Raw genomic sequence first — 14,194 nt, 5'->3', positions numbered from 1 at the left:
CATACGAAATAAAAAAAGATCGGTTCCTCTTCTTAAAAAGAATTAGTGCCAATGTATGTACATTTAGTCATTGTGGTTGAACTAAACTGGTGCAACAATCCGTAATTTAGGAAAACATATTTACGTTATGCGCAAAAATCTCGATGGTGGACTATTGCATGCAATGCATGCATTCCTGAAAGTGATTGATAGCGGGAGTTTCACAGCAGCAGCTGAGCAGATGGATCTGACCACAGCACAGGTTTCACGTCTTATCAGCGAGCTAGAAACACGCTTAGGTACAAAACTCATACAACGCTCAACGCGCCAGCAGGCACTGACCGATATTGGAGCAGCTTATGCGGAGCGTTGTCGGCAAGTTATTTCAATGGTGGATGAAGCTGAATCAGAAGTTGCTGGAACCGTTTCAAAACCGAAAGGACGTTTACGTGTATTAAGCATGGGAAGCTTTGGGCATCACTATGTTTTTCCAGTAATGGCCGAGTTTTGTAAAAATTACCCAGAGTTAACGGTGGAATATACGACCTCACAGTACGTTCCAGACTTGTTGGCAAAAGGGGTGGATGTCAGTCTTTATCTGACCGAATCATTAACAGACTCCCGTTTTGTTGCACGCAGAATTGGCACTATTTTTTCTGTTTTATGTGCTTCACCTGCTTATCTCGAAAAACATGGGGTACCAACATCTCCAGAAGACTTAAAAAATCATGCCTGTTTACGCTTAGTAAACCCGTCTATTACGCCAGATTGGCACTTGTTGAATGCACAGGGGGAGTCTTACAAAATTGATATTGGCGGGCAGTTAATTGCAGATAACCCAGAATTATTGTTAGATGTGGTGCAACAAGATATGGGCGTGGCGTTATTGCCGATGTTTTCGGCTTTAGATGCAGTTCAGAATGGAAGATTATGCCATATCTTGCCAGAGTGGCGTTCGCCCGATATTGGAGTTTATACGCTATTGCCTTCACGCCATTTTATTGATGCCAAAACACGTGCATGGTTAGACTGGGTGGAAGAATATATTTCGCCAAGAATTGAAATGGATGCATCTTATTTTTATAAATAATGAGATAAATTTTTTAAGGACTACAATTGAAAAAGGATGAAGAATAATACGGATTTAGAATAAAAATAGGGTAGAGAATGCTTCTGTTGAGAGGGGCATTTAATACAGAGATGAATAATAGATTTTAAATAAATTGCATGAGGGATTTAGGCCCAATTCCTAAACGAAATGAGATAAAGGTGAGATAGGATAATCTGGTACTCGGCCTAATATTAAGCCTTATACCAGATGCTGAGCTATTTTAATTTATGACTACGCACACTTGGTTTGCCAATAAGCATTTGCATAGTTCGACAAGCTTTTTCGGTTTAATACATGGCTAATATTTTGACTGGCTTGCATCAGTTTTTCTAAGTCAATGCCCGTTTCAAACCCCATGTGTGACAGCAAATAAAACAGATCTTCGGTCGATACATTGCCAGAGGCACCTTTGGCATAAGGGCAACCACCAAGTCCAGCAAGGGAAGAATCAAAAACACGAATGCCTTGCTGTAAAGACTGATAAATATTGGCAATCGCCATGCCGTAGGTGTTGTGGAAATGTCCAGCTAAAACCTTGCTGTCGAGTTCAGCCAGACAGGCTTGCCAAACCTTTTGAACTCGATCTGGTGTAGCCGTGCCAATGGTTTCACCTAAAGATACTTCATAGCAGCCCATGTCATAGAGCCGTTTAACAACTTTCACTACTTGTTCAGGGGCAATTGCGCCTTCATATGGACAATCGACAATACAAGAGACATAACCGCGCACACGGATGTTATGTGCTTTTGCCGCGCTCATGACATCGCTAAATTTTTCAAAGCTCTCATCGATTGAGCAGTTGATATTTTTACGGGTAAAACTTTCAGAAGCTGCGGTAAACACCGCTACCTCTTTGCATCCTACCGCTTGAGCAGTTTCAAAACCTTTGATATTAGGGGTGAGTAGGCTAAATTGCACATCGGGTGTTTGGGGGAGTTGCTTAAATAGCTCGTCACTTTGAGCCATTTGCGGTACCCATTTTGCCGAAACGCATGAACCGACTTCAATCGATTTCAGACCTGCATGAATCAGGTCATTAATGAAGTTTAAGCGTTGTTCGACGGTTAAAGCCTGCTTTTCGTTTTGGAGGCCATCTCTGGGGCCGACCTCCACGATTTTGACAAACTCACTCATGCAACTTCCTCCTGAGCAGGCTGAAATTCCACAAGCTCGTCACCAGCTTTGACCTGATCACCGACTTGGAAATAGGAATCTACAATTAGGCCGTCTTTAGGGGCACGAATGGTATATTCCATTTTCATGGCTTCAAGCGTCATTAAAATATCGTCTTTTTTAACGCTATGATTTGCGCTCACCAAAACTTGTGTGACCACACCTGGCATTGGTGCTTTTAGGTGGCCTTCATCGGCTTGGCTATCTGCTTGGTTAAAGTCTTGGAGAATATAAGCAAACTTATAACTTTGTCCATTTTGGAACAAGATAATGCCTTGCTGACTTTGGTTAAAAGATAGCTTTTGCTTAGATCCGCCAATTTGAACAGAGGCCGTATGTGCATCAATCAATTGACCAGAAATCGGGTAGCTTTGACCGTTATATTCCGCGGTGAAGCCCTGTTCATTTGAGGCAAATTTGATTTGGATATTTTGGTTTAAATAATTCAGTTTAATACTGTGCTGATAGGCAATATTTAAGCGCCAAAGCGGCTGAGCTTGCCAAAGCTGTTTTTGGCTTGAACTGTTGTTATTAAGTTTGCTTAAAAACTCAATAAATGCCGCAGCCACCACAAGTTCTGGTTTGATCTCTTCAGGGCTAAACAAGAAGTGTTGTTCACGTTGAATCAGGTTGGTATCAAGTTTGGCTTGTTTAAACGATTCGCTACGAACAATTTTTTCAAGAAAAGCAATGTTGTTGCCTAAGCCATCTACATGGAATTGGCTTAAAGCGTGTTGCATTTGAATGAGCGCAGCTTCACGGTTTTTACCCCATACGATGAGTTTCGCAATCATTGGGTCGTAATACGTCGTGATTTCATCGCCTTCAACGATACCGCTATCTACACGCACATATTGGTTTTGAGTTGGGTAGTGTAGATAGTCAATTTTACCAATGGCAGGTAAAAAGCCTTTTTCTGGTTCTTCAGCATAGATACGTGCTTCGAGCGCATGTCCGTGAATCTGCAATTCGTTTTGTAGTTTAGGTAAAGGTTCGCCATAAGCCACACGAAGTTGCCATTCAACCAAGTCTTCACCTGTAATCATTTCAGTGACAGGGTGTTCGACTTGTAAGCGCGTATTCATTTCCATGAAATACGCTGTACCGTCTTGTTCTACAATAAACTCAACCGTACCGGCACCAACATAATTTACCGCGCGTGCAGCATCGATTGCAGCTTGGCGCATTGCATCGAGTTTCTCGCTTGGCATTTGTGGAGCAGGGGCTTCTTCTAGCACTTTTTGGTGTCGGCGTTGTACAGAGCAGTCACGTTCAAATAAATGTACGTAGTTGCCATGTGTGTCGCCAAACACTTGAACTTCAATATGGCGAGGTTGAATCACATAACGCTCAATTAAGACGTCATCATTACCAAAGCTCGATTTGGCTTCACGTTTACAAGAGGCTAAGGCATGCAGAAAATCTTCACTTCGCTCAACCAGACTCATGCCTTTACCACCGCCGCCCGCACTGGCTTTAATTAAAACAGGATAGCCAATTTGGTCTGCCTGTTGTTTTAAAAAGTCAGCATCTTGGTTGGTTCCGTGATAACCCGGTGTTAAAGGAACGCCTGCTTTTTCCATTAAAGCTTTCGAGGTCGCTTTTAAACCCATCGCTAAAATGGCATCCACTGGTGGGCCAATAAAGCAAATGTTGTGTTGTTGGCAAGCGAGTGCAAACTGGTCATTTTCAGAAAGGAAACCGTAGCCTGGGTGAACCGCTTGGCTGCCCGTATCAATTGCTGCTTGAATAATGCGGTCGGCTTGTAAATAACTTTGCGTTGCAGGGGACTGACCAATATAAACCGCTTCATCTGCAAGTTTGACATGTTGTGCATTTGCGTCTGCATCTGAGTAAACGGCAACCGTTGCAATACCTAATTTTTTAGCTGTACGAATCACACGGCAGGCAATTTCGCCACGGTTCGCAATTAAAATCTTTTCAAACATGATGATCGTCCTTAATTGTTGTTATTCGAGCTAGAAACCCAAGCAGGCTGCTGTTTATTTAAAAAGGCACTCAGGCCTTCTTTTGCCTCGCTACCTTGACGAACTTGAGCAATATGATGTGCTGTCTGTTGCAGCAAGTCATTACTCATGGTCTGGTTGCTCACCATTTGAATGAGTTGTTTTGATGCCGCTTGAGCATGCGGGCCACCGAGTAATAGTGCATCAATAATTTCTTGAACTTTTTTATCTAAGTCTTCGGCATCTGCTACTTCGTGTGCCAAACCAATGTGTTTGGCATCACGTGCTGAAATTCGCTCGGCAGTTAAGAAGTAACGAGAAGCTTGTCTTGCACCAATTGCACGAATTACATAGGGGCTAATGGTAGATGGAGCAAGTCCTAAACGAACCTCGGATGTTGCAAACTTGGCATCAGTGCTGGCAATGCAAATATCGCATGCCGATGCTAAACCCATACCGCCGCCAAAGGCAATACCATGCACACGAGCAATCGTCGGTTGCTTAAGTGTTGCAAGTGCATCTAACATTTGCGCAAGTTTTAATGCATCTGCTTCATTTTCTGCTGAAGATGCCTGACCTGCCTGTTTCATCCAGTTGAGGTCGGCACCTGCCGAAAAGCTTTTGCCACGACCCGCTAAAACCACAACACGGATATCATCTCGTGTATTGATTTGCTTAAAGCAAGCATGCAGCTCTTCAATAACTGTCGTATTAAAAGCATTGTGCAGTTCAGGGCGGTTCAGCCAAACATAGGCAACCTGACCTTGTTGTTCGAGTTGTAAAAATTGATAGCTCATATACACCTCTTACATGCGGAACACGCCAAATTTGGTTGGCTGGATTGGTGCATTCATAGCGGCAGCAAGGCTTAAACCGAGTACCTGACGAGTTTGAGCTGGGTCGATTACACCGTCATCCCAAAGACGTGCAGAAGCATAATATGGATGACCTTGGCGCTCGTATTGTTCACGAATGGGTTGCTTAAATTCATCTTCTTGTTGAGCTGACCACTCGGCACCTTTTTGCTCAATCTGATCACGTTTTAAAGTTGAGAGTACGCTTGCTGCTTGTTCGCCACCCATGACTGAAATACGAGAGTTTGGCCATGTCCATAAAAAGCGTGGTGAATAAGCACGGCCACACATACCGTAGTTACCCGCACCAAACGAACCACCAATAATTAGGGTGAGTTTTGGTACATTTGCGGTTGCAACTGCCATCACTAGTTTGGCGCCATTTTTTGCAATACCTTCATTTTCATACTGGCGACCAACCATAAAGCCCGTAATGTTTTGTAGAAATAACAATGGAATATTGCGCTGTGTGCATAGCTCAATAAAGTGAGCACCTTTTTGTGCGGACTCTGAAAATAAAATTCCGTTATTGGCAATAATCCCGACTGGCATACCATAGAGGGAAGCGAAACCAGTAATCAGTGTTGAACCAAAACGTGCTTTAAACTCATCAAAACGAGAGCCGTCTACAATACGCGCAATCACTTCGCGAATGTCAAAAGGCTTACGTGCATCACTTGGGACTACGCCGTAGAGTTCAGATGCATCAAATAGTGGCTCATCAATTTGCTTGTTTAACTCATTTGGTTTTTTATTTAAGTTAGCGACAATGTTTCGTGCAATCGCAATCGCATGTTCATCATTTTCAGCTAAGTGGTCAGCCACACCCGAAAGACGTGTGTGTACATCGCCACCGCCTAAATCTTCACTGCTCACCACTTCGCCAGTCGCAGCTTTTACCAGAGGAGGGCCACCTAAAAAAATCGTACCTTGATTACGTACAATAATGGTCTCATCAGACATGGCAGGAACATAAGCACCACCTGCGGTACAGCTACCCATCACTACAGCAATTTGGGCAATACCTAGGCTCGACATGCGTGCCTGATTATAGAAAATACGTCCGAAGTGATCGCGGTCTGGGAAAACCTCATCTTGCATGGGTAAATAGGCACCGCCTGAATCTACCAAATAAATACAAGGCAAGTGATTTTGTTCGGCAATTTCTTGGGCGCGTAAATGCTTTTTAACCGTAAGGGGATAATACGTTCCGCCTTTAACCGTTGCATCGTTGGCAACGATCATGCAAGTGATGCCGTTCACCTGACCAATACCAGCAATCACACCCGCAGCAGGAACATCATCTTCATAAACGTTGTACGCTGCCAATTGACCAATTTCTAAAAATGCCGTGCCGACATCAACCAGTTGATCAATACGTTCACGGGGTAAAAGTTTACCTCGAGCCAAATGTTTTTGACGGGCATTTTCACCGCCACCTAAAGCAATACGCTGGGCAACTTGTTTTAGATCTGTGACCAATGTTTGCATGGCTTGCTGGTTTGTTTTGAAGTCTTCACTTCGAACATTAATCTTGCTTTGTAATTGGTTCATAAGATGCATCCTTATTTATAATTATTATTTGGTTTCATTGAAGAGTTCGCGGCCGATCAGCATGCGGCGAATTTCAGAAGTTCCTGCACCAATTTCATAAAGTTTTGCATCGCGCCATAAACGGCCAGCAGGGAATTCATTGATATAACCGTTACCGCCTAAAGTTTGAATTGCTTCACCAGCCATCCAAGTTGCTTTTTCGGCAGAATATAAAATGGCACTTGCAGCATCTTTACGTAGGCTGCGGTCATGATCAGCTTTGTCACAGGCAGCACCAACAGCGTAGACAAGTGCTTTACATGCCAACCAAGTTGAATACATATCGGCAAGTTTGCCTTGCATAAGCTGGAACTCACCTAAAGCTTGGCCAAACTGTTCGCGCTGATGCAAATAAGGAATTACCACATCTAGACAGGCATCCATAATGCCTAAAGGTCCAGCACTTAAAACTGCACGTTCATAGTCCAAACCACTCATCAGTACTTTTGTGCCGTTACCAACACCGCCGAGTACATTTTCAGCAGGGACTTCTACATTGTCAAAGAACAGTGGGTAAGTGTTAGAGCCACGCATGCCTAACTTGTCTAAATGATTACCGTGGCTGAAGCCTTTCATGTTTTTTTCAACTAGAAAAGCAGTCATGCCTTTCGCGCCAGCTTTAGGGTCAGTTTTTGCATAAACCACCAACACATCGGCGTCACCGCCATTGGTGATCCACATTTTTGAACCGTTTAAAACAAAGTGATCACCTTTTTGCTCAGCACGTAATTTCATGCTGACCACATCAGAACCTGCATTCGGTTCAGACATCGCAAGGGCACCTACATATTCACCAGAAATCAATTTTGGTAAATATTTCTGTTTTTGTTGTTCGTTACCGTTACGGTTAATCTGGTTTACACATAAATTAGAATGAGCACCGTAAGACAAACCAATGGCTGCCGAAGCACGGGAAATTTCTTGCATAGCAATAATATGAGCTAAATAACCCATATTGGCACCGCCATATTCTTCAGAAACTGTCATGCCTAAAAGGCCCATATCTCCGAATTTTTTCCAGAGATGTGCAGGGAATTTGTTGTCTTGATCAACTTGTTGGGCAATTGGTGCAATTTCCTTTGCACAAAAAGCGGCTACCGAATCTTGAAGCGCAATTAAAGTTTCATCTAGACCGAAATTCAAGCTGCGTAGGTTCATGATATTTTCATCCTATTGGTTATATTTGTTGTCCATAAAATATTTTGTGGGTATTTGATAAGTAACATACAATGATTTTTTGAAAAAGTGAATACAGATTCATAAAATGATTTACAATTCATTTTATTTGTTAGAGAATAAATTATGAGCTATAAACGATCATCTTTAATGCAAGAGCGGATGGAGCAAAATCGTAAATCGATTTTGAATTCAGCCAGAAAAATAATTTCAGAGGGAGGATTTAAAGACGCGCAAATACAAACCATTGCAGAGCAAGCGGGTGTATCTAGTGGACTGGTTTATCGCTACTTTGATAATAAAAGCCAAGTGCTGATTGAGGTTTTGTCCGAGGCTATTAATACAGAATTATTGGTGATTGATTCGATTACCGAAAGTGAGTTATCGGCAAAGCAGAAATTACACAAGGCGGTGGCAACCTTTGTAAAACGGGCACTGAATAGTCCTCAGCTTGCATATTCACTCATGTTTGAACCCGTCGATTCAACGGTTGAACATGAGCGTTTTCGTGTGAAACAATTGATTAAACAAAGTATTAAAAAAATACTTGCGGATGGAAATGCAAGTGGTGAGTTTGTCTTGGATGATTTAAATACAGCAGCACTTTGTGTTGTCGGCGCCATGACCTATGTGGTGGTTGAACCCCTAGACCCAGCTCAAAATACAAAGTTTGATCATGCACACAAAGACTATTTTTCAAAACAGATTGCTGACTTTTGTGTAGATGCTGTGCAGAAGAAATAGGACATATAAAGGATAAACATTACAAAGCAGGCGGTTTGGAAAAGTAGTTGCAGTAACAACAATTAGATCAGGTATGAAGAGAATTAAAAGAATCAAGGAGAATGATTCAATGCAACAAGAACGGTTAAGCTACGCCTCGGGACCAAGCACACAGCCCTTATTGGGTATGACCATTGGTGAACAATTCGATCAGGCTTGTCGGCAATATGCTGAAAAGGAAGCAATCGTTAGTTTTCATCAAAACAGACGACTAACCTATAAAGCTTTACAGGATGAAGTAAATGCTTTTGCGTGTAGCCTTTTAAAATTGGGATTAAAAAAAGGAGATCGATTAGCCATCTGGTCACCTAACTGTGTGGAATGGACGGTAACCCAATTTGCAGCTTTTAAAGCAGGGATTATTTTAGTCAACCTGAATACAGCTTATAAAAGCCATGAACTTGAATATGTGTTGAATAAAGTCTCATGCAAAGGATTGATTATTGCTTCTCAATTCAAAACCACTGATTACCAAGAATTACTCACAAAAATAGCCCCTGAATTAACCAACAGTCCGGATAAAGTGCTTAGTTCAGAGCGACTACCACATTTAAAATTTGTGATTAAAATTGATGACCAACAACATACGGGCATTCATCGTTTTAGTGATTTAGTTACTACGCCAACTTCTGATGAGCTAGAACAATTAAAACAATTAGCGAAGCAACATCAATTTGATGAAACCATTAATATTCAATTTACCTCAGGTACAACAGGGAATCCCAAAGGGACCATGTTGACCCATCATAATATTTTAAATAATGGTTATTTTGTAGGTGAAGGGATTCGCTTAACCCCCCAAGATAAAGTTTGTATTTCAGTGCCTTTGTTTCATTGTTTTGGTATGGTCATGGGAAATTTAGCCTGCGTTACGCATGGGGCAACGATGGTCTATCCATCGGCGGTATTTAATCCTTTAGAAACTTTAAAAGCGATTCATCAAGAACGTTGTACGGCAGCTTATGGCGTGCCAACCATGTTTATTGCCACCTTAGAACATGAGCAATTTAATGAGTTTGATTTATCGAGCTTAAGAACAGGCATTATGGCAGGTAGTCCTTGCCCACGTGAAATTATGCAACGTGTCATAGACCGTATGCATATGTCTGAAATCACGATTTGTTATGGCATGACTGAAACCTCACCAGTAAGTGTACAAAGTTCGGTAAATGATTCGATTGATAAACGTGTGAGTACAGTTGGACATGTTCATCCGCATGTTGAAATTAAAATTGTCGATTTAGAAGGACAGATTGTTCCGCAAGGGACTTTGGGTGAGCTATGCGTTCGTGGTTATTCAGTGATGGCTGGCTATTGGGGCGAAGAAGAAAAGACCAAAGAGGTCATTGATTCAGCTGATTGGATGCATACAGGTGATATTGCCGAAATGGATCAAGATGGTTTTATTAAAATTAAAGGCCGCATTAAAGATGTTGTAATTCGTGGTGGGGAAAATCTCTTTCCAAAAGAAATTGAAGACTTTTTATATACCCATCCAGATGTGAGCGATGTCCAAGTCATTGGTTTGCCAGATGCAAGATATGGTGAAGAACTCTGTGCCTGTATTATTTTGCATGAGCATCATCAAATTGATGAAGACCGCATTCGCCAATTCTGCAAAGAGCACATTTCTCATAATAAAGTGCCGCGCTATGTCCGATTCTTTAATGAGTTTCCAATGACCGCTTCAGGCAAAGCACAAAAGTTTAAATTGCAGGAAATTATGCGAGCTGAACTTAACTTAACTGGAAATGTCTTTGACTAAAGAAATCTAAAGCCCGTTCAAAGTGCAGCAAACTATAAAATTAAAGGCAGTTTAAATAGAGGATAAAACAAAATGGCAAAAGACTTTAATAGCCCAAAAGTAGTCGAAGGATATGACGAACATATTCGTAAATTAATTCCAGGTTATGAAGTCATCCATCAACAGGTGGATGCCATTTTACAATCGGTGTTGAAACCTAATGCTCATATTTTAATTGTGGGCTGTGGTACGGGTTATGAACTTGAATATTTACTTAAACGGCATCCAGACTGGAAATTTACAGCAGTTGATCCCTCTTTGACCATGCTGCACAAAGCCCAAGAACAGGTTGAACTTTTAGGTAAATCTTCTCAAGTGACCTTTGTTCATGGTGAAACTTCGGCTTTGCCTCTGGAAAATTGCTTTGATGCTGCACTTTCTATTCTCGTGGCTCATTTTATTGCAGACGACATAAAACCTATTTTTTTTAAAGATATTTATGATCGCTTAAAAGAAAAAGCAGTTTTACTTACCTACGATTTAATGACTTGTGTAAACCCACAGCAGCTTCAAGCACTACGTTATTTATGTTTGGCTCAAGGTTTAACTGAAGAGCAATGTCAGAAAATGTTAGAGCGTATGGCGCAAGACTTTTTTAGCTTAACTACAGAAGGGTATATAAAACTTTTGGAAAAAACTGGCTTTGAAAGCATACAGCCATATACGCAAATTTTGACGTATCAGGGTTTTATTGCAAAAAAATAATGTCAGTAGAGACAAGGGAATGTTGTCTTAACACCTAAATATTCTCAAAGAGGATGAGAATATAAAAAACGAAAAAAATTAGAAGAACTAGCTTTACCTATAACACATTAAAAAGTGGCCTCAATGCTGCTTAAGGGAGGTTTTGTCTAAAAAATATGATGAAAGACTTTCTAGAGGAAGAAAGTCAGATTTCTAAGGGCCTGTTTTAGATAGGCACATAACAAAAAGGACGTAGAGATCTTTAAGTCTAATTAAAGATCAAAAAAGGAAAGTTTTATGATAAATGCTTTAAATACAACGGTTCAAAAAAGCCTATTAGCTATTTCTGTGACCCTGTTTGTGTCTTCTGCTTTTGCAGGTCAAACAGATCCTGAAATAGAACAACTTCGCCAAGAAGTAAAAGAACTACGGGCTATGCTACAAGCAAATATACAAGCTCAAAAATCTTTATCGCAACAAAGAGTGGAGCTGGCAACTTCTGCAACTCCTCAAGCTGCTCAGCCTACAAAACAAGTGTTAACTAAGTCTGGTGCTGAATTTAACTTATATGGATATATACGGGCAGATGCTTCATATCAAATGAAGGGCGCATCTACCATGTATAACAATATTAGCGGTGTTCCACTCGAAAATACGCCAGAAGAATCTGCTCAAAAAGACCAATTACACAGTACCGTTAATGTGACACGTTTTGGGTTGAATTTTAAAACTCCAACTGCTGCGGGTGATGTCGGCGGGAAACTGGAAATGGACTTCTTTGGGGCTGCAACTCGTGATCAGTTTCGGATACGCCATGCTTATTTAACGTTTGATAAATGGCTCATCGGTCAAACGTGGTCAACATTTATCGCACCTGAATATTATCCTGAAACGATTGATGCAGGCACATTTGTAGGCAGTGCATTATTAAGATCACCTCTCGTCCGCTATAGCGATAACTTAACTGCCAATACGAGTTTTGCAATATCTGTTGAAGACCCGAAATATACTGCGACAACTGACCCTGACAATAAAATGCGCTTACCAGCTTTGGTAGGACGCTTAAATCATAAATTTGCCAATGGTTCGATGTTATCTGCCCGTAGTTTAGTTGCCGAAAAAAGAACTAATAATGATGAGCAAGTCGCTTGGGGCGTGGGCTTCGGCGGTAAATATCAAATTACGCCCGATACCTTACTCAAAGCCGATTATTACCATGTCAAAGGAGATGGGCGTTTCTTGCTATGGAGTAATAGCGGCTATGCAATAGATGATCAAAACAATATGCATAGCAATGAATTTGACACCGTTTCTTTGGGTATTACTCATCAATTTACGCCAAAAATCCGTTCAACCTTAGCTTATGGCTATATGAAAGCCAAAGATGACAACCGTTTTGCCGAGTTACAACGTAATAGCACCACTCAAAACAAACAGCTTTGGCAGGGCTGGGTAAATGCACTTTATAACCCTTACAAGCCAATTACGTTGGGTGTCGAATATGTGTATGGCGAACGAGAAACTTTTGATGGACGTAACGGGATTGATAACCGCTTCAATATGATGGCGACTTATGACTTTTAATTTACTCAACAAAACCTTGAATAATCTGTTTTTTCTTTTTAAAAGAATTGAATATGAATTTATCTCACAGAGGAGGTGGGTAAATGACAACTTCTAAATTAAATGTAAATGAAATTATTGATCAGGCCAAGTTTAGATCGTATCACTGGAGTATTTTACTTTGGTGCTTATTAATTATTATTTTTGATGGGTATGATCTGGTTATTTATGGAGTAGTGCTGCCTTTGCTAATGCAAGAGTGGTCGTTGACCGCTGTACAGGCGGGAATGTTAGCAAGTACGGCTCTATGTGGAATGATGTTTGGGGCAATGTTCTTTGGAACTTTGGCAGATAAAATAGGCCGTAAAAATGTGATTTTAATTTGTATCACTCTTTTTAGCGGGTTCACTTTTTTAGGCGCTTTTGCATCAAGTCCACTTGAGTTTGGGGTACTTCGGTTCTTGGCGGGGCTAGGCATTGGTGGGGTCATGCCAAATCTAGTTGCTCTGACCTCGGAATACGCACCTAAACGCATACGCAGTACTCTAGTAGGGAGTATGTTTAGTGGTTATGCGATTGGGGGAATTCTTTCAGCCTTAATTGGTAGTTATTTGGTTGAAAGTCAGGGATGGCAAATTATGTTTTTAATTGCCGGTATTCCACTATTTTTATTACCTGTTATTTGGAAGTTTTTACCTGAATCTTTAACCTTCTTGGTTAAGACTGGGAAAACTGAACAGGCACAGCGCATTATTCAAAAAATTTCACCTGAGCAAACCATAACGATCAATACGCAATTAGTACTTAATGAAGATAATGTTCCCACAGGTAGTTCTGTAAAAGGATTATTTCAACAAGGTCGTGCATTTAATACGCTCATGTTCTGGCTCGTGTTCTTTATGTGCTTACTCATGGTGTATGCCTTAAGCAGCTGGTTACCAAAACTCATGCTTGCAGCAGGGTATTCATTGGGCAAAAGTATTTTATTCTTGCTTGCCCTAAATGTTGGCGCAATGATCGGTTCAATTGGCGGTGGTATTTTGTCTGATAAATTCCATCTAAAACCTGTAATTATGGGAATGTTGCTGGCGGGTGTTTTTGCATTAATAGGTTTAGGCTTTAAGTCACCAGCCTATGTTTTATATGGTTTGGTTACTGTTGCAGGTGCTGCAACGATTGGTACCTCAATTCTGCTTTATAGCTACGTTGCACAATATTATCCATTGAGTGTGCGCTCTACTGGGATTGGCTGTGCTTCTGGTGTTGGTCGTATTGGGGCAATTGTTGGTCCAATCTTAACAGGCATGTTATTAGTATTAGAATTGCCCCATAAGATGAATTTCGTGATGATCGCAATCCCTGCAATTTTGGCGCTTTTCGCTGTTATGGTTCTGCGACGACATGCTGTTGAAGAAAAAAATATTGCTCCAAAACTCTCTACTGAACTAGAGGGTGGCTAATACATATTTATACAGGTAGGGAAATTATTCCTACCTGTATTTGGAAG

The 14,194-nt window shown here is 41.1% G+C and carries 11 protein-coding genes; 6 read left to right on the top strand and 5 right to left on the bottom strand.

From position 1 onward, the window contains the following. The first annotated feature begins 127 nt into the window (after positions 1-127). The gene (locus F935_RS08490; RefSeq protein ID WP_016138543.1) at positions 128-1,069 is read left to right on the top strand and encodes a LysR family transcriptional regulator; all 942 of its coding nucleotides are present in this window, start codon (positions 128-130) and stop codon (positions 1,067-1,069) included. A 252-nt stretch (positions 1,070-1,321) separates the two neighbouring features. On the opposite strand, the gene F935_RS08485 is transcribed toward F935_RS08490, so the two are convergent. The 5 genes from F935_RS08485 to F935_RS08465 are packed head-to-tail and all read right to left on the bottom strand — an operon-like array spanning position 1,322 to position 7,835. Beyond that, positions 1,322-2,224 (bottom strand): hydroxymethylglutaryl-CoA lyase, encoded by a 903-nt coding sequence (locus tag F935_RS08485; protein WP_016138542.1) that lies wholly within the window; start codon positions 2,222-2,224, stop codon positions 1,322-1,324. Continuing rightward, on the bottom strand, positions 2,221-4,212 hold the full coding sequence (locus tag F935_RS08480) for an acetyl/propionyl/methylcrotonyl-CoA carboxylase subunit alpha (protein WP_016138541.1): 1,992 nt from the start codon (positions 4,210-4,212) through the stop codon (positions 2,221-2,223). Before F935_RS08480 ends, F935_RS08485 begins: the two co-directional genes overlap by 4 nt. A gap of 11 nt (positions 4,213-4,223) precedes the next feature. Beyond that, on the bottom strand, positions 4,224-5,027 hold the full coding sequence (locus F935_RS08475) for an enoyl-CoA hydratase/isomerase family protein (protein WP_016138540.1): 804 nt from the start codon (positions 5,025-5,027) through the stop codon (positions 4,224-4,226). A gap of 9 nt (positions 5,028-5,036) precedes the next feature. After that, entirely contained in the window at positions 5,037-6,638 is a 1,602-nt protein-coding gene (locus F935_RS08470; protein WP_016138539.1) for a carboxyl transferase domain-containing protein, read from the bottom strand. A gap of 24 nt (positions 6,639-6,662) precedes the next feature. After that, positions 6,663-7,835, bottom strand: coding sequence for an isovaleryl-CoA dehydrogenase (locus tag F935_RS08465; protein WP_016138538.1), 1,173 nt, complete (start codon positions 7,833-7,835; stop codon positions 6,663-6,665). 144 nt (positions 7,836-7,979) lie between these two features. Here F935_RS08465 and F935_RS08460 point away from each other — a divergent pair, with 144 nt between their 5' ends. From F935_RS08460 to F935_RS08440, 5 genes are all read left to right on the top strand, one after another. Then, positions 7,980-8,597, top strand: a complete 618-nt coding sequence (locus F935_RS08460) for a TetR/AcrR family transcriptional regulator (protein ID WP_004793061.1) — start codon at positions 7,980-7,982, stop codon at positions 8,595-8,597. A 109-nt stretch (positions 8,598-8,706) separates the two neighbouring features. Further along, complete coding sequence (locus tag F935_RS08455; RefSeq protein WP_016138537.1) at positions 8,707-10,401, top strand: AMP-binding protein; 1,695 nt, start codon at positions 8,707-8,709, stop codon at positions 10,399-10,401. 72 nt (positions 10,402-10,473) lie between these two features. Continuing rightward, positions 10,474-11,145, top strand: a complete 672-nt coding sequence (locus F935_RS08450; protein WP_016138536.1) for a class I SAM-dependent methyltransferase — start codon at positions 10,474-10,476, stop codon at positions 11,143-11,145. Between the two features lie 279 nt (positions 11,146-11,424). Continuing rightward, the gene (locus F935_RS08445) at positions 11,425-12,708 is read left to right on the top strand and encodes a DcaP family trimeric outer membrane transporter (RefSeq protein ID WP_155237764.1); all 1,284 of its coding nucleotides are present in this window, start codon (positions 11,425-11,427) and stop codon (positions 12,706-12,708) included. An 83-nt stretch (positions 12,709-12,791) separates the two neighbouring features. Beyond that, a complete protein-coding gene (locus tag F935_RS08440; protein ID WP_016138534.1) occupies positions 12,792-14,147 on the top strand; it encodes an MFS transporter in 1,356 nt (451 codons plus the stop codon). The last annotated feature ends 47 nt before the right edge of the window (positions 14,148-14,194 follow it).

Source organism: Acinetobacter calcoaceticus ANC 3811 (genome assembly GCF_000399665.1).
GTDB classification, from domain to species: Bacteria; Pseudomonadota; Gammaproteobacteria; order Pseudomonadales; family Moraxellaceae; genus Acinetobacter; species Acinetobacter calcoaceticus_B.
Note: the sequence above shows the minus strand (reverse complement) of the source record. Positions and strands in the feature narration are given on the sequence as shown.

Excerpts from the sequence above, each read along its gene's own strand:
- F935_RS08485 (WP_016138542.1), bottom strand. The coding sequence starts at position 2,224 with ATGAGTGAGTTTGTCAAAATCGTGGAGGTCGGCCCCAGAGATGGCCTC.
- F935_RS08480 (WP_016138541.1), bottom strand. The coding sequence starts at position 4,212 with ATGTTTGAAAAGATTTTAATTGCGAACCGTGGCGAAATTGCCTGCCGT.
- F935_RS08470 (WP_016138539.1), bottom strand. The coding sequence starts at position 6,638 with ATGAACCAATTACAAAGCAAGATTAATGTTCGAAGTGAAGACTTCAAA.
- F935_RS08450 (WP_016138536.1), top strand. The coding sequence starts at position 10,474 with ATGGCAAAAGACTTTAATAGCCCAAAAGTAGTCGAAGGATATGACGAA.
- F935_RS08490 (WP_016138543.1), top strand. The coding sequence starts at position 128 with ATGCGCAAAAATCTCGATGGTGGACTATTGCATGCAATGCATGCATTC.
- F935_RS08455 (WP_016138537.1), top strand. The coding sequence starts at position 8,707 with ATGCAACAAGAACGGTTAAGCTACGCCTCGGGACCAAGCACACAGCCC.
- F935_RS08460 (WP_004793061.1), top strand. The coding sequence starts at position 7,980 with ATGAGCTATAAACGATCATCTTTAATGCAAGAGCGGATGGAGCAAAAT.
- F935_RS08440 (WP_016138534.1), top strand. The coding sequence starts at position 12,792 with ATGACAACTTCTAAATTAAATGTAAATGAAATTATTGATCAGGCCAAG.
- F935_RS08465 (WP_016138538.1), bottom strand. The coding sequence starts at position 7,835 with ATGAACCTACGCAGCTTGAATTTCGGTCTAGATGAAACTTTAATTGCG.
- F935_RS08475 (WP_016138540.1), bottom strand. The coding sequence starts at position 5,027 with ATGAGCTATCAATTTTTACAACTCGAACAACAAGGTCAGGTTGCCTAT.